The 14,997-nt window shown below is 60.5% G+C and carries 13 protein-coding genes and 1 tRNA gene; 8 read left to right on the top strand and 6 right to left on the bottom strand.

Annotated elements, in window-relative coordinates; all coding sequences use genetic code 11:
* Positions 1 to 202: 202 nt before the first annotated feature.
* Positions 203 to 292: transfer RNA gene (locus FHS64_RS10310), tRNA-Ser, on the top strand.
* A gap of 385 nt (positions 293 to 677) precedes the next feature.
* Here the strand turns inward: FHS64_RS10310 and FHS64_RS10305 are convergent.
* From FHS64_RS10305 to FHS64_RS10295, 3 genes are read right to left on the bottom strand one after another with little or no spacing between them, the layout of a single operon-like run.
* A complete protein-coding gene (locus tag FHS64_RS10305) occupies positions 678 to 2,288 on the bottom strand; it encodes a recombinase family protein (RefSeq protein WP_167178138.1) in 1,611 nt (536 codons plus the stop codon).
* A gap of 5 nt (positions 2,289 to 2,293) precedes the next feature.
* Positions 2,294 to 2,707 (bottom strand): DUF2924 domain-containing protein, encoded by a 414-nt coding sequence (locus FHS64_RS10300; protein ID WP_167178137.1) that lies wholly within the window; start codon positions 2,705 to 2,707, stop codon positions 2,294 to 2,296.
* The gene (locus FHS64_RS10295) at positions 2,704 to 2,958 is read right to left on the bottom strand and encodes a DUF3489 domain-containing protein (protein ID WP_167178136.1); all 255 of its coding nucleotides are present in this window, start codon (positions 2,956 to 2,958) and stop codon (positions 2,704 to 2,706) included. Before FHS64_RS10295 ends, FHS64_RS10300 begins: the two co-directional genes overlap by 4 nt.
* A gap of 313 nt (positions 2,959 to 3,271) precedes the next feature.
* Between FHS64_RS10295 and FHS64_RS10290 the strand changes: the two genes are divergently transcribed.
* From FHS64_RS10290 to FHS64_RS10275, 4 genes are all read left to right on the top strand, one after another.
* A complete protein-coding gene (locus tag FHS64_RS10290) occupies positions 3,272 to 4,702 on the top strand; it encodes a site-specific DNA-methyltransferase (protein WP_167178135.1) in 1,431 nt (476 codons plus the stop codon).
* A gap of 15 nt (positions 4,703 to 4,717) precedes the next feature.
* On the top strand, positions 4,718 to 5,128 hold the full coding sequence (locus FHS64_RS10285; RefSeq protein ID WP_167178134.1) for a DUF5681 domain-containing protein: 411 nt from the start codon (positions 4,718 to 4,720) through the stop codon (positions 5,126 to 5,128).
* The gene (locus tag FHS64_RS10280; RefSeq protein ID WP_167178133.1) at positions 5,125 to 6,603 is read left to right on the top strand and encodes a hypothetical protein; all 1,479 of its coding nucleotides are present in this window, start codon (positions 5,125 to 5,127) and stop codon (positions 6,601 to 6,603) included. The genes FHS64_RS10285 and FHS64_RS10280 overlap by 4 nt, the downstream gene beginning before the upstream one ends.
* Positions 6,604 to 6,764: 161 nt before the next feature.
* A complete protein-coding gene (locus FHS64_RS10275; RefSeq protein ID WP_341771144.1) occupies positions 6,765 to 6,947 on the top strand; it encodes a helix-turn-helix domain-containing protein in 183 nt (60 codons plus the stop codon).
* On the opposite strand, the gene FHS64_RS10270 is transcribed toward FHS64_RS10275, so the two are convergent.
* Together FHS64_RS10270 and FHS64_RS10265 are read right to left on the bottom strand one after the other, a co-directional pair.
* Positions 6,913 to 7,173, bottom strand: a complete 261-nt coding sequence (locus tag FHS64_RS10270; RefSeq protein ID WP_167178132.1) for a hypothetical protein — start codon at positions 7,171 to 7,173, stop codon at positions 6,913 to 6,915. The two genes, FHS64_RS10275 and FHS64_RS10270, sit on opposite strands and share 35 nt — an antisense overlap.
* A gap of 97 nt (positions 7,174 to 7,270) precedes the next feature.
* On the bottom strand, positions 7,271 to 7,906 hold the full coding sequence (locus FHS64_RS10265; RefSeq protein WP_167178131.1) for a hypothetical protein: 636 nt from the start codon (positions 7,904 to 7,906) through the stop codon (positions 7,271 to 7,273).
* Positions 7,907 to 8,350: 444 nt separating this feature from the next.
* Here FHS64_RS10265 and FHS64_RS10260 point away from each other — a divergent pair, with 444 nt between their 5' ends.
* Entirely contained in the window at positions 8,351 to 8,962 is a 612-nt protein-coding gene (locus FHS64_RS10260) for a hypothetical protein (protein WP_167178130.1), read from the top strand.
* A 171-nt stretch (positions 8,963 to 9,133) separates the two neighbouring features.
* Here the strand turns inward: FHS64_RS10260 and FHS64_RS10255 are convergent, their stop codons facing one another.
* Positions 9,134 to 12,832, bottom strand: a complete 3,699-nt coding sequence (locus FHS64_RS10255; RefSeq protein ID WP_167178129.1) for a hypothetical protein — start codon at positions 12,830 to 12,832, stop codon at positions 9,134 to 9,136.
* Positions 12,833 to 13,206: 374 nt separating this feature from the next.
* Here FHS64_RS10255 and FHS64_RS10250 point away from each other — a divergent pair, with 374 nt between their 5' ends.
* Positions 13,207 to 13,845: a hypothetical protein gene (locus FHS64_RS10250; RefSeq protein ID WP_167178128.1), complete on the top strand. Its 639-nt coding sequence runs from the start codon at positions 13,207 to 13,209 to the stop codon at positions 13,843 to 13,845.
* A 62-nt stretch (positions 13,846 to 13,907) separates the two neighbouring features.
* Positions 13,908 to 14,864 carry a hypothetical protein gene (locus FHS64_RS10245; protein ID WP_167178127.1) on the top strand — a complete coding sequence of 319 codons (957 nt, stop codon included), beginning with the start codon at positions 13,908 to 13,910 and terminating at the stop codon, positions 14,862 to 14,864.
* The last annotated feature ends 133 nt before the right edge of the window (positions 14,865 to 14,997 follow it).

Genomic DNA, 14,997 nt, shown 5'->3' with positions numbered 1-14,997 from the left:
TCTTGGAGATTGGAAGCATCGAGGACGACGAATGGGGGAAGGTTACCGACTGCATTCCCAATCATGCCCATGGCAAACTTGGGGTTTGGTTAACGCATATTAGCCGTTTTCGACTTGAGCCCGCGACACATTTCCCGCTAAGCACTGCGCCTCCCTTCCGAGTCGCCACTGACTCGCAAGGTTCGCGCCCCAAGCGCCTGACGGAAGAGTGGCCGAGCGGTTTAAGGCACTGGTCTTGAAAACCAGCGTAGGTGAGAGCCTACCGTGGGTTCGAATCCCACCTCTTCCGCCATCTATTCACCCGCTAACGCGGGCTATGCGGGTCAGCCGCAAATACCCCCGACATTACCGATACATGCACAGCCCCTCGGGGCCGTTTGCCGTCTCTGGAGACGGCTGATGGCGCACATCTGGCCCTCATTCTCTCGCCCGTCTCCGTTTGTCTGGAGGCGCTAGGGTTTAGGGTGTTCGTTGCCTGTTAACAGGGAATAACAGGGAATATCGATGGTGATTGGATAGTCTGCACATGACGCCATACGCACAAAACCCCGCCGTAGCGGGGTTTCGGGTACTATGCCTGAGCCTTTCCTCTAAAAAATAACAGGGAAAATAAAACGGCCGATCAGGGAATAAATCGGCCGTATCAGGGATTTAAATCACGGTATCAGGGAACAGATTCAGGCTTTGAATAGCGCCCGCTGTTCATCCCAATCCAGCGGTACATCCTGTCTCATCACATTCTGCAAGGTCAGCCGCTCGCTGATTTCCCCCTCCAAGATCTGCTCCTTGATGTCGGGTGCCAGGAAAGCCACGCGAAGCATGCGCGCGGCATAGGTGGAGTTGATGTCTTCGGCGCGGGCCAAGTCTTCCAATCGAGTCACCTCACCGTTTAGCAGTTTGCGCTTCCAAGCCTCAGCTCTGATGAGGGCGGAGCTTAGGGCTGGATCCAAGGTGCGCTTGATTATGGCGTCCGTGCCATTGGGCCCCAGAACGGTCAGCCCTCCACGCTTGGTGATCTGGATCGGGCAGATCATCACAGGTTGATTCTGTTCCTGATCCAGTTGCGCCAGTCGCATCCGCCCCACATCACTCAGAATGCCTTGCGTGGCTCTCTCCGGGTCCAGCCTGATCTTCAAAACATCGCGCTGAACCTCGATGCGATCGATCACATCGCGCACCTGATCCCAGCTCGATGTTTGATTGGTTTCCAACAAAGGAGCCACCGCCTTGAGAACCGCATCTTCAATCTGCGACGCAGGCACACGCGGATGCACACCAGCCTCAGACTTTCTACCCTTTTGGACGGCCGTCGAGACATAGTAGCGATAGGTGGCCCCGCCCTTTCGGGTCGCATTGACCGGCGACATCACCTGCCCGGCACTATCAAAGATCAGGCCGCCCAAGGGAGCACCCGTGTGAACAGGGCGAGTCTTGCCGGGTTTGCGGGTGCGACGCGTTTTATCCAGCAAGGCCTGCACCGCATCAAACGTCTCGCGCGTAATGATCGCCTCGTGCTGGCCGGGGTAGGATTCGTCCTTGTGCGGGATCTCGCCGATATAGGTGCGGTTGCGCAGCAGGTAGCAAATCGCTCCGCGCTGTAAGGGTCCGCCACCTACCTCAACACCGTGGCGATTGACCCAGCGCTTGGCGCATATCCCCTTGCTTGATGCATCCTTCACCATCTGGTGCACGGACTTCACCTCCAGATAGCGGGCAAACATCCAGCGCACAGAATCGGCTTCTTGTTCGTTGATCTTCAAGGTGCGCCCGTCGGGATCGTAACCCAGCAGCGGCATGCCGCCCATCCACAGCCCCTTCTTCTTGGAGGCCATGATCTTGTCGCGGATGCGCTCCCCGGTCACTTCGCGCTCGAACTGGGCAAAGGACAACAGCACGTTCAACGTCAGCCGCCCCATGGAGGTGGTGGTGTTAAAGGCCTGGGTGATGCTGACAAAACTGGAGCCGGTCCGATCCAACACCTCGACGATCTTGGAGAAGTCGGCCAGCGAGCGGGTCAGGCGGTCCACCTTATAGACCACCACCACATCGATCCGCTTGGCCTCAATGTCTGCCATCAGCCGCTTGAGGGCCGGACGCTCCATAGTCCCGCCCGAATAGCCGCCATCATCATAGATCTCGGGCAAGAGGCTCCAGCCCTCGCCTGCTTGAGAGAGGATGTAGGCCGCGCAGGCATCACGCTGGGCATGTAGGGAGTTATAATCCTGCTCCAGCCCTTCTTCGGTGCTCTTGCGGGTATAGATGGCGCAGCGGATGGTCTTGGTCTGCATCAGGCTTATCCCTCACGCAGACCAAAGAAGCGTGGGCCATTCCAGCGCGCGCCAGTGATGTCCCGGGCGATGGCCGACAGGCTCTTATAGCTCTGCCCCTTCCAGACATAGCCGCCGTCCACCACCTCGACCTGATGGCGCTCGCCTTGCCATTCGCGCTGCAGCAGCGAGCCGGTCTTGAAACTGTGGGCGACCACAGTGGGTTTGGAGCCGGTGCGATGGCGCGCGGCCAACTGAGCCAAGCGCTTGTCCAGCGGATGTGATGAGCCCTCCAGTTGCAACCGGTCCGCCAGGGCGCGGCGCATCAGATCGGTTGATCGCAAGGGCGGCGGCTCACCGAACCTCTCACGCCAGGCCGTACGCACGTCATCCAGCTTCATCTTCGCCACCGCTTCGACCAAGGCCTTGATCTCGCTCATTGGCTCGCCTCGGTCTTGATCGACCAGTAGCGCGTGCCCTCATGTTTGCGGCTTTGGACCTGATAGCCCTTCTTGCGCAGCACCCCGGCCATTGCGCCACGCACCGAATGCGGCTGCCAGCCTGTGGCAAGGGTCATGGCCTTAATGGTGGCGCCGTTCTCTTGCTGCAGAAGAGCGATCAGTTGCACTTGCTTGCTCGGTGCCTTTGCAACCGGTTGCGGCTCTATGGCTTGGAAGGTCAGCATGGTCATCCTCGGATCATCCGGAGCGGTTTGCCCCTACTGATCCGAGCCCGGCTTGGCCGGGCGGAACACCGACACTAACGCTCCAATCGCAGCGCTAGTCCACCAATGTTCAAAAAGATTTAGAAGCCCCCATTGCCAAAGTTGGAGTGGCTTACCAGCTTTGCTTTATCGGGCTGTACTTGAAGCCATGACTATAGACGCCAGAGCAGCCGGTGATGCCAGCCTGCCGTCGCAACACCCCCTCCCATCCTGCTGAGAACGCACGTGATGCCCGCATTGCGGGTGTGCGTCCTCATGCCTGCATCCAAGGATCCTCACCATGACCTCTGAGGTAGAACACAAGAATGATCTAATCGCCCCGCGCCTTCCCAACTCCATCCAGCTGTCGATCGAATATCACCCGATCTCGGCTCTGGTTTCGGAAGGTCGGAAACTCAAACTTCACAAAGCCTCCGACATCACTGCACTGGCCAAGGCCATCGAGGTGTTCGGCTTTTTGGTGCCCGTCCTGATTGATCAGGACAGCAAGATCATCTCCGGCAATGGCCGCGTTGAAGCTGCCCGTAAACTGGGCTTATCGGATGTGCCCTGCATTCGTATTCGCCATCTCAGCGCAGATCAGTTGCGCGTGTTCCGCATTGCCGAGAACCAGCTCGGACAACTGGCCAGCTGGGATACAGAAGCGCTGGGCCTTGAATTGCAAGACCTGTCCAATATCGACCTCGGCTTTAGCCTTGAGGTCACAGGCCTCACGTCTGCGCGTATCGACAGCCTTATCCTGGAAGGCGATGGCGGCGGCGAGAACGCCGACACCCTGCCCGATCGTCCTCAAGAACCTGTCAGCCGTCTGGGCGACCTGTGGCTGTTGGGGGATCACCGGCTTTACTGCGGTGATGCCACCGCGCCCGAAACCATGGCCGCCTTGTTGCAAGGCGATGCGGTGCGCGTGGTGGTCACCGACCCGCCCTATAATGTTGAAGTGGCCGGCCATATCACCGGCTCTGGCAAGCATGATGAGTTCGTCATGGCGTCCGGCGAGATGAGCGATGACGAGTTCACCCAGTTCCTCATCCAGGTGCTGTTGCGCTCCAGCGAAGCGCTGGTGGAAGGCGGTCTTTGCTATTTCTGCATGGACTGGCGGCATATGGCCCACACCTTGGCCGCAGCCGACCATGCCAAGATGGAACTGCTCAACCTGATTGTCTGGGATAAGACCTCAGGGGGCATGGGCAGCTTCTATCGCTCGCGCCACGAACTGATCTTCCTGTTCCGAAAGTCCGGAGCGTCGCACCTCAACCGCGTCGAACTGGGCAAGCACGGGCGCAACCGCGCCAATGTCTGGGCCTATGAGGGCGTCAACGGCTTTGGGGCTAAGAAGGCCAAAGCCCGCGAGATGCATCCCACGGTCAAACCCATGGCCCTGATCCGCGATGCCATCCTCGATAGCTCCAGCCCCGGTGATGTGGTGCTGGATCTGTTTAGCGGCAGCGGCACCACCATCATTGCCTCAGAGGCGGCCAGACGCCATGGCCGCGCCAGTGAACTGGATCCCCGCTATGTGGATGTGGGGGTGATGCGTTGGCAGGACTACACCGGCCGCCCCGCCATATTGGCCACGACCGGTCAGACCTTCCAACAGGTGCGCGCACAGCGCCAAGAGCAACCGAATGCTCAGCCTCAGTTGAGCGTAGTGCCCTCTGCACTCCCGCAAGCGCGTGTACGGGTTCGTACACGGGCCTTGGCCGCGTGATGAAGGAGATGTGTCATGTCTCATACACTTGCAGACTATCCGGTCGGTTTTGGCCGGCCGCCCAAGGCTCATCAGTTTACCAAGGGCCACAGCGGTAACCCCAAGGGTCGCCCCAAAGGCTCTCGCAATATATCCACCCTTTTGCGCGAAGAACTGGATCGCAAGGTTTCCGTCACCGTCGATGGACTGACCAAGACCATGTCCAAACGACAGGTGGCGGTTCGCCAACAGGTCGATAAGGCCGTCAAAGGCTGCCCCAAGGCGTTCCACACCTTGCTCAAGATTGAAGCTGATGGCGCACATTCACCCTTGGAAGAGAGCAAGACGCATCGCCCCAGCGAGATTCAGCCCTCCAGCTATGACGAGATCATCAGCGCCTATGTGGCCGATATCGTCTCCTCCTCGAATGACGGGGACGCATCATGAGTGCGCTGCCCCTTCCCTCCGATGTGATGGTCCACACCTTAGCCAGACGTGAGTTCGAGATTTTCCTAGAACTGGTGTTTCGTCATCTGAACCCGGACACGCCGTTGTCGCGCGGCTGGTACCTGTCGGCCATGTGCCAGGCCCTTGCTGACGTGGCCCAAGGCCATGAGCGTCGTCTGCAGATCACCGTGCCGCCCCGCCATCTGAAGTCGATCATGACCACGGTGGCGTTTCCGGCCTGGTTGCTCGGTCAGCGGCCCGAGACCCGCATCATCTGCGCCAGCTATGGCCAGGAGCTATCAGCGGCCCTGTCGCGCAGCTTTCGCAAAGTGATCCAGTCGCATTGGTATAGCGAGGTCTTTCCCCACACAGCGGCCTCGATCGTCCGCGACACCGAAGCCGACCTTGGCACCCGCCAAGGCGGCTATCGCTTTGCCACGGCTGTGGGCGGCACGGTCACCGGTATCGGGGCCGATCTGATTATCGTCGATGATTTGATGAAGGCACAGGATGCGTCCTATCCTGAAGCGCGCGCCAAGGCGCAACGGTTTGTGGACGAGACCCTGCTCAGCCGTCTGGACAACAAACAGACCGGAACTGTCATCGCCATCCAGCAGCGTCTGCATGAGGATGACGTCTCGGCCCACCTTAGCGACAAGGGCGGCTATCGTCACCTTAACCTTCCCGCCATCGCCACGCGCGACGAGATTATTCCTCTCACACGTGGCAGAACACATAGCCGGCGCATCGGCGATGTCCTTAATCCCAAGCGCGAACCGCGTGATGTACTCGATCAGCTCAAAGCCGAGATGGGCCCGCGGGCCTTCGAGGCCCAGTACCAGCAAAACCCCACGCCCTTAGAGGGCGACTATCTGCAATGGGACAAGGTTCAGTTCTATGATGAAGCACCACCCCGCACCCAGCTCCACAAGGTGGTGCACAGTTGGGATGTGGCCTCTTCCAGTGATCCCAAGGCCGACTATTCGGTTGGCACTGTCTGGGGCCATGACGGCACCAGTTGGCTTTTACTCAACGTCATTCGCCAGCGCCTACTCTATCCAGATCTGCTCGCCCGCGTACGCGCCGAGCGCAAGCTCTGGAAGACCGATGCCATATTGGTCGAGAAGTCGTCCGTGGGGCCGGCCCTATTGGAAGATCTCAGTCGCGACATGCGCGGTATCAGCGATCCCCAGCACCATGCCCGTGGCTGTATGCGCATAGGCATCAGCGCCACCTTGCCCAAGGCCGAGCGCTACTTTGCATCGGTGGAGCGGCTCTATTCTGGCTTTGCCAAACTGCCACGCAAAGCCCCGTGGTTGGATGATCTACACCGCGAGATGCAGACCTTCCCGGCAGCGCGTTATGACGATCAGGTCGACAGCCTCAGCCAGTTCCTTAACTGGGCTCCCAACCGTCAGGGGCGCAGTATCCTTCAAGACCGGACAGCCCGCCGTGATGGCCCTCGGCCGGGGTAAACGAATACAGCGGCGCCAAAAGACGCCGCTGTTACCTGTAGGCCTGTCGCGGGAGGGTAGCGCTGTTAAGTCAACTAAAATGAGACTTATCGTCTGTCGCCTGATCAGATGCATTGCCCGCATCTGTGCACATGGACGTTTGCCACAAACTCGGACGACGCGTGCAGCAGTTGCGCCAAGCCAAAGGCTGGTCGCAAGACGAGTTTGCGCATCGGGCGAATCTGCATCGCACCTACGTCTCTGGCGTAGAGCGCGGCATCCGCAATCCCACCATTACCGTGCTTGAAAAGCTCGCCCGCGGCCTTGAGATCACGATGAGCGAGTTGGTGGCCCTGGAAGAATAGATCGCGAGTTGCGATCCAGAACTTCCATGGCGTCGGCAAGAGCCTTGGCATCTTGCAGATAGCTTTGCAGGTTCCCTGCAGCACTGGGCAGTTCCAGAAGCCCCAAATCTGACGACAGCGCCGCGACGCACTCTCCCAGAAACCCAGCAAAAACGCCCAGGCGAAACTTGGCCTCCAGTGCATCACTTGGATCAAACAAGGGTCGGTACAAATCATCTGAGGTCATGGACAAACTACCGCTCTGGTCGCTGCCGAAGTCCAGTTGAAGGCGGAATAAATTAGCAAATGCGCCACGAGCCCACGCTCCCCTTTGATGAGGGCCTTTACTGTTTCGGTGTCTCACGGGAAGCCGCTTGGCTAACTGAGGCCACCACGCCTGAAGGGCTTTCAATAGGTGCAGCTACATCCGGACCAGATGTTGGCAGATTGCCAAGTCCAATGAACCATACAACCATCCACGCAAGCCCAAACAATCTTGCTTGAGCCGAATAGCCGCTGCGCAAGAGCATCCAGACGAAGATAAAAGGCAAGATCGCTATACCGAGGATAAGGACCGGACTTACCACCCGAGGGCCTCGGCTCTTGTCCCACACCACTTTGGGCGGCCCTGCTACTGCAGGGCTTTTTTCAACCTGCTTTTTGATGTCCAGGTAGCTACCTTTGCTCGCTATGCCCTTGAGGGTCTCACCCTCCAACGTATGAAGCTCGAAGGCGACCTTCATACCGCCCCCAACCATGGAACCTACAGCTAAGCCAATAGGGCCAGCCAGGATCATGCCCCATGCCGCGCCTTTCAAAGTCCCCGAGGTCGTACTTTCGGTCGAGATGGGCGTAATCCCCACCGCTCCGTATTTACGGAACTTCCCTTTGGCATCCGAAAAAGTGACGTTCGAATAATAGCAAGATGCCGATGCCGTCTCGATTCCGAGATCATCCAGTATGACTTTAAAGCCTGCCATTGTCCCCTCCAACAAGGTGAAAGACTCATCTTATGAGTCTCTTTTTATGAGGGACTGGTCGCTCATACAGGTCGGACAAGTCAACCAAAATGAGACTTATCGTCTACACTCCAATCAGAGGCCTGGCTGACATCTGTACGCGGGGATGCATTCCAAAACTCGGAGTTCGCGAACAACAGTCCCCTTTTTATAGGTCGGAAGAATGCCTCAGCGCATGGTCGCGAATGCGCCAGGAGCAGTCATTGGCTAGCTGCCCGAAAGCGGACGTTACACCGGTCGGCATCGTTTAGGCCGCACTCGCCCCAAGTGAACGCTATTCGATCACGTCGCCGCCAGAGCGATTTCCTTGGCTGCGCGCAGACCATCGAGATGGACTCGGAACCGAATCACTGAACGATGATATCGAAGACAAATTCGATCGCTTTAACCCTCGCAGGCCTCGCCATGGACCGCATCCCGCACATCGTTATCGTCCACCAGGACCATGTGCCCGACGCCGTTTTCCAAGACTTCAGAGACGCGGTCGCGGCAGACGGCCTGGATTTTGAAATGGAGGCTGTGCCTCGTCCCGGACCCTTCGCCGGCCTGGAATGGGTATTGCCGACGGCCGCCATGCTGTTTGTTGCACAGGGTTATTTCAATGGCTTCCTAGGCGAGATGGGCAAGGATCACTACCAGGCGCTGAAGGCCGGACTCCAAGCTCTCGCGAAGCGCTTCGCAGCGATGAAGGTGACCTTGATCAGAACGCCCGGCAAAGTCGCACAGAATCAACCCTATTCTCTGGTCTTCTCGATACTGTTCGCCGCTGACGACGGCCGACTGTTCAAATTTCTCATGCCCATCGAGGTGGAGGATGCGGACCGGGATAGGGCGATCGAGGCCTTTCTCGCGTTCGCCTGCAGCTATGCAACGGATGCGTTTCCGCCCACGGAGAAGGCCGTTTTCACGACGGCGCGAGGCGTCGGCGGCATGGTGCTTTTGGCCTTCAACTCGGATGCTGGACGAATCCAAGTGATGAATCCGATCACCCGCGCGTTCGAGCCGCCGACGGTCTGACGCCCCAGTCGATCTGGAGCGACAACAACCCGAACAGATGCCGGGCGTGCTGCATCTTCGCGGCATAATCTACGGAGAAGGGGGCGAGGTCAGTGGCGATATCGGCTTTCATTATCTTGCCCTCGATCAGATAGTCTCGGGTAACGGTTAGAGGCGCGATCACCACTTCAGCTACCATCCTATCTGCCAAGGAATCGCGTCCAACCGATCGAGCAGCGCCACCCGTGCGTCATCATAGAAGACCCCTGGCAACTGCGTCATCGGTTGCGGCGACTTGACGACGACGAGGCCGCAGACCCGAGGCGGCGTGGCTGTGCCCAAGCGCTTGCATAGCCCGTCCGCATTGTCCCTCAGGAAGGTCGTCCGACGCAGATGCTTCAACAAGGCGTCGGGCCTGTTTTTGCGATCGAGCGCTCCACGGTAGTCCGCAAGACGACGCGCGACCTCCCCAAGGGTTCGACAAAGCTTCAGGTCTTTGGCCTCAATGACCCAGACGAGGTTCTCGGCTCGACTGTAGGCAAGCACATCGATATCGCCCAACCGCTTCAGTTCTTCGGTCTGTTTCCGGTCCAGACACCAGCTCATGGTGCGCCCGGACCAGGTCTCGAGCGCTTGACCCGCCACGGCTTCGGCCACTGCATCGTTGAACGCCAGTCCGGTCTGAGCTCCCTGTCGGCTGGCGAACCGTCGCATGGTCTCGCTCGACCAGAACTGGTTCTGCAGATCGCCAGAGAGGGCGCCAGACAGGTTGTGGACCAAGGCACGTTCGATGGTGGCCGGCGCGATCACTAGCAGGGGATCGTCGTCGCCCGACAGGGCCGGAATGGGCCGGCCGATCAAGGATAACCGCCGGTCGAATTTCGAGACGTCGAAGTCCCCGGCGACGGCACCGTCTGGAATGTCCGACCAACCGTCGCGCCACGGCAGGATCAGGCGGCCCAACAGCGGCTCCAGCGGTGAGCCTTTCAAGATTTCGTCCTCGGCCAAGTCTTGCAGAAGCGCGCTTCGTCGCCGAACCACTACATACACGCCGTCTGCGATGACGAGGTGGCCAAGAGCGTCGGCGAACTCCCGCAGGACCGCATGCGGCACGCCGTATTCCGCCTCAAGCGCCTCAGCCAAATCCGCGTCGGCAGGAACCGTAGCGTTAGAGGCGTCGCGACGGCGGCCGTAGTTGGCGTCGGCCTCGGAGCGATCGCGCGCGTGCAATTGGGTCGCGGTCGCCTTCAGGGTGGTGTCGGAGAAGGTGTGATCGGAGCGCAGATCGCCTGACGGACTTACGCTCAGGAAGGGAGTCTGGTGTCCCGATATCAGGGCAGGCAAGGTGTCGGCGACGTGGATGAGTGCCATCGCCTTGGCCTGGAGAGCCTCCACGTCCATGCGCCCAACCGCCCAACCGCCGTCGGACTTCGCGTCGGTCTGGGCGAACTCGGCGATCAGCGTACTGCAGCGAATGACGGTGTTGAACTGAGACTTCTGCTCCAGGCTGAAACGCAGATCCGCCTCGACGCCATGAATGGCGCGCATGGCCCTCGCCGAGGTCTCCCAGCTGCGCGCCTCCGCAAGGGCGGCCTGCTGGCTGCGAAGGGCGGAGACCACCAGGTCCGCGCGTTCGTATTTCCCGACGAGGGCGCGAAAATCGTCGGTCTCGCGAGCCAGAAGGGCCCGCACCAGCGCCACGCAGTCCTCGACGCCACGGATCTCGCGTGAAGCGTTACGCGGCCTCACCCGCCAGACCGAGCCATATTTCTCGACCGACACCGCCGTGTGAGACATCCGGCGAAGTGGTTGTACCACCCCAGCACTCCCTAAGGCCTCCACCACTCGAACCACGTCCGACGCATGGCGGTGTCGAACGCCCGCAGAAACGATTCCGCGCACGAGCGCGATCGCTGCGTCCCGCGCGAGTTCCCCATCCTCGCTGAAGGCGCAGGCTTGCAAAAGCCCTGCCGCGAGAGTGACCTCCGAGCGATTGTCCGTTCTCATCAGGCCCCGGTGCCAATCGCGGGCTAGATGGATGCGGACCACGCCGCGTCGCTCCCGCCAGACCGTCACCGCTGCGTCGATCTCCGCCTCCGATGCGGTCTCCCAGTCGTACGTCGGCGCAGCCTCGACGGAGACCACCAGATCGGCCAATGACAAGGGCTGACCGGACCGGGCTGCCCAGACGGGAAGAACCCGCTTTGCCCAGAGGAGGGCCGTGTGCCAGGTCTGGAAATGTGTTTCGCGATCGGCCTCCTTCGTGATCGCCTCGACCCAGATCACGCCTGCTTCGTCGATCACAGCGGCGCCGATCAAGCGCTGACGCCGAACCGCGTCGATCGCAGCATAGATGGGCTCCAGTTCACCCGACCACGGGCGTCGCTCCATTCGTGAGACCACGATGCCACCGAATCGAGGATGGGGCAGGGTCCGGCGATTCCAGGCCTTGTAGGCGTCCAACCTAATCTCCGCCTGACGCAACAGCGGGAACTGCAGTCCGACCGGCGGCGTCATATCGAGATGCCGTGGCAGGAGATCATGGCCGTTTTCTCGCCAGAAAACGTGAAGGTTCAACCAGTCACCGGGATGCTGCAGTTCAAAGCCATCCGCCGCGATCATGCGCCGTAGCGTCTCGAGCCGCAGCAGGTCCCGCGGCCGCCCCGCCTCGCCCAGTCCCAGGATGCAGGCCTCATCAGGGCTGATGATAACCACAGGCCAGTCACGGAAGCGCTCGATCACAGACCTCGATACGCTCCGCCCCGAACCCCAGCCGCCGGCGATCCAAAGGGTAAAGCCTTCCCGGTAGTCGGTTGCGGCCTGAGCTCGGGCGCGCGCTGTCTCCACAGACCGTCGAAAGTCGATCTCGAAAGCTCGTGAAGCGGCGCGGTCGCTGCCGAAGCTGCGGTCCGGCCAGCCCTCGAAGTCGTCCATTGTTTCCAGGACGTGGCAGAACCGGCCTGGCGAAAGTTCCTCCAGACGGTCGAAGGCGGGCTGCCCTCCATGATCAACCACCTCGACAGCCGCATCCTTCAGGAAGCCGCACTCGGTCAGACGGTCGTGTTGGGTAGCCAGCAAACTCACTGCCATCTCGTCTCCTCGCCCCGACGCGACGATCGCATCGATCAGGCAAAACCTGACGGCGGTCGTGACCGCGCCCGGCGAGACCATGATCCAATCCCCCCCCTCTCGCCACAGCGGCCGTCTTTCCAGCGGGGAGTCGCCAGGTCGGGTTGAGCCGATCGACAGTAGATCGTCGTCGGTCAGACGGAAGGGCTCGAGGTCCGCCGCGTCGATACCATGATGTTCGAGGTCGAGGCCGGAGAAGACCACCCGCGCGGATAGGTCTCCCAACTCGGTACCTGAAGGCACGGTCATCCGCGCCATAGGCGTGTCTGGACCAAGTACGGTGACATCCTCGCCTGCGCGCTCCACGACCAGATCGCTTAGCCGCAACAGAGCAAAGGCGTGTCGAAAGGCGGCGGCCCCGCCCTCTGGATCAAGCGTGTCGAAGGCGGAGACCACGAGGTCCGTGAAGGACGCCGCATGATCATTGCATCCCGAGACGAAGCGATACTCGCCGTGTCGTGTCGCGACTTGGCTGATCAAAGGCTGTTCGAGCGGATCCTCCTGGGCGTCGATCCGCAGCTTGGGGAGATCTTCATTGAAGAGACGGTCAAGAGACGCCCTGTCCATGATCTTGTCGCCCCGGGCGCCGGCGGCGAGCAGCCGTATCGACCAGTCGAGTCGTACCTGATGGGCGTGGAACCGACGATCCGTCGCCAACCCACCGAGGACTGCGACTCCTCGGGCGAAGCTTCGGTTACGAAGGCGGCTTGCAAGGCGCGGCAGCTTAATGATCGCTTCCTCGGGCGTCGCTGGCGGCTTCATAGACGCAAGCAGGGCCTCGATGTCCGTGTTGAGCTGATGGAATTTCCGAGTTCTGGACTGGCGAGGCATTCGCGCAAGTTGGGGTGAGTCGGCGCCGTTCATCCAGAGGTGGGGGCCGTAGATCCTTCAAGGCGAACCCCAAGATCACCCTCGTCTGAAGCCCGACATCCAAATTGTGCCGGTGCTCCATCCGTGCGGGCGACTGGCCCGATTCGTGCGTCCAACGTGTTCTTCGTCGAAAGCCGGTATGGATCTGGCGTGCCGGGTCGGACTCGGTCAATACTCTTTCATGCCCCCCCGCTCACCGAACCGTGTCTAACCGACGCTCTGCTGGAGGGTGCCGGCCCGATTGATCTTCTTTGGAGTATCCCGCGATGACGACGGAAGCGATAAAGCAACGGCTGCTAGAGCTTACCATCACGGAGACGAGCAACGCGCGCGGCTTTTGGCTCGACAAGCCGTGGATCGAAGACGCCCGGCGGCCCACCTTGGTGGCTGCCGCAATTATGGTCGTGCCCACGCTGCACGAGGCCGAGCAGCCGACATTCCCGGTCGGGACCGGCGAGTTTCTGCAGCGACTGCAAGCGCTTCTGGACGAGACCACGCCGGTCGCAGTGGCCATGTCCTCCAACGGCTACGTCGAACTAGCGCTACACTCCAAGGCCTGGCGTCTGCCGACATTGGTGCTGACCACGGTCGTCCTGCCCGTCGTGCTCGGCATCCTGACCAATCGTCTCGACGAAGTGCTGCCGGGCCACAAGAAGGAGGACACCGCCGAGATCGAGATGATCGTCGAAACCCCGGATCGCGGTGCCTTGCGGGTCACCTACAAAGGACCGGCCGAGGATATCGGTGCCGCGCTGGAGCGTTCGGTGGCCCGCTATGTCGACACGGTGGCCAAACCAGCGCCATCAAGCGAGCCGGGCGCCGGTCAGGGGGAGCAGGCGACTTCCGACGGTCAACAGCCAACCAAGCCCACCCCCGGCGCACCTGGCGAAACGACAAAGCCTTGACCGTGCCGGCTCTGACCCGGTTGTTGAACACACTGAGTCGTAATCGGGATCGGCCATCCCTCATGTTCTGGCGCAAGCTCGCGTCAGACGCGCGCGCGGCCAAGCGGAGAGTCCAGGGCCCGGCGCGCAATCCCTTCTGGTCGGTCCAGGCCTATGCAGACGCCATGGCGACCTATGTATCAGCGTTCGCCCATTTGAAGCGCGGCCGTTACTACAAAGGCTGGTGCGCGCTCGAGCAGGTCGAACTCGCCCTGGAGCGGGTTGTCCGGAATGCCGCCCCCGAACCAGTTTTGACGCTAGCTGCTGAACGCGCACAGATCATCACCCTATGGCAGAGCCTGTTTCCCTACCGGGTATTCGCCAGCCCCGGCTTCCTCAACCAGGACTGGGCCTGTTCGATCTGCGGCAAACGTTCGACGCCGATCGACCCTTGCGGTCATATACCCGGCCAAGTCTATGACGGCGAATTCTGCTCTGTGCGTATCACTAAGACGAAGATACTTGAGGTCTCGCTCGTGCTCCATCCGGTGCAGAAATATTCGGTTCTGACGCCGGAGGATCGCGAGCACGATTTTTCGCTCGTCGCCTATGTGGTCGATCGCTTGAATGACCCCTTCCACGCCTGGACCGGAGAATGGACGCATCGGCGTCATCCCCACTCGGCGTTCGTCGAGCACCCGCTTGACGGCCCCTGCCCCTGCAACTCGAGCCTGCGCTACCGGGAATGTTGCTGGGGCGAATCCGGCGTTCGCGTGAAGCATTTTGCGGCCCAGATCGCGGGCTACCAGGCCTATGAGGAGGGCGTGGTTTGGTCCGGCGTCAAACCCCTGCCCCTACCGCCACCCGTGTTACCTGGCCTGCCGAACTGCGATCCTTCTCCTCGGCTGGTGGTCGGGCCGTTGCCCCAGACCCGGTGCCCCACCCTCCCTGTCCGCGCGGCGATGAACCGGCAGGCTTCCGGACCGGTCCAAGTGGCGACATCATCGACAGCGACCCGCCTTGGCCTTGGATACCTGTGACTCCTTCAAGCAGACGTTGCCAAAGACCGTATTGAGTCGAGGCTGTGTGAAAACAGCTTCCGTTCGAGCGAATTAGGTTAGCCTGCTGAGGTCTTCAGGAGGTGGGTATGAGCCGCTTCGTTCAGGGTGCAGA

This window comes from Brevundimonas terrae (assembly GCF_011761985.1).
In the GTDB taxonomy this organism is placed as follows: Bacteria; Pseudomonadota; Alphaproteobacteria; order Caulobacterales; family Caulobacteraceae; genus Brevundimonas; species Brevundimonas terrae.
This window is presented reverse-complemented; position numbering and strand designations above follow the sequence as displayed.

Coding starts and splice junctions, on each gene's coding strand:
- FHS64_RS10270 (WP_167178132.1), bottom strand. CDS start 7,173: ATGACCTCAGATGATTTGTACCGACCCTTGTTTGATCCAAGTGATGCA.
- FHS64_RS10260 (WP_167178130.1), top strand. CDS start 8,351: ATGGACCGCATCCCGCACATCGTTATCGTCCACCAGGACCATGTGCCC.
- FHS64_RS10295 (WP_167178136.1), bottom strand. CDS start 2,958: ATGACCATGCTGACCTTCCAAGCCATAGAGCCGCAACCGGTTGCAAAG.
- FHS64_RS10245 (WP_167178127.1), top strand. CDS start 13,908: ATGTTCTGGCGCAAGCTCGCGTCAGACGCGCGCGCGGCCAAGCGGAGA.
- FHS64_RS10255 (WP_167178129.1), bottom strand. CDS start 12,832: ATGAAGCCGCCAGCGACGCCCGAGGAAGCGATCATTAAGCTGCCGCGC.
- FHS64_RS10285 (WP_167178134.1), top strand. CDS start 4,718: ATGTCTCATACACTTGCAGACTATCCGGTCGGTTTTGGCCGGCCGCCC.
- FHS64_RS10250 (WP_167178128.1), top strand. CDS start 13,207: ATGACGACGGAAGCGATAAAGCAACGGCTGCTAGAGCTTACCATCACG.
- FHS64_RS10280 (WP_167178133.1), top strand. CDS start 5,125: ATGAGTGCGCTGCCCCTTCCCTCCGATGTGATGGTCCACACCTTAGCC.
- FHS64_RS10305 (WP_167178138.1), bottom strand. CDS start 2,288: ATGCAGACCAAGACCATCCGCTGCGCCATCTATACCCGCAAGAGCACC.
- FHS64_RS10300 (WP_167178137.1), bottom strand. CDS start 2,707: ATGAGCGAGATCAAGGCCTTGGTCGAAGCGGTGGCGAAGATGAAGCTG.
- FHS64_RS10265 (WP_167178131.1), bottom strand. CDS start 7,906: ATGGCAGGCTTTAAAGTCATACTGGATGATCTCGGAATCGAGACGGCA.
- FHS64_RS10290 (WP_167178135.1), top strand. CDS start 3,272: ATGACCTCTGAGGTAGAACACAAGAATGATCTAATCGCCCCGCGCCTT.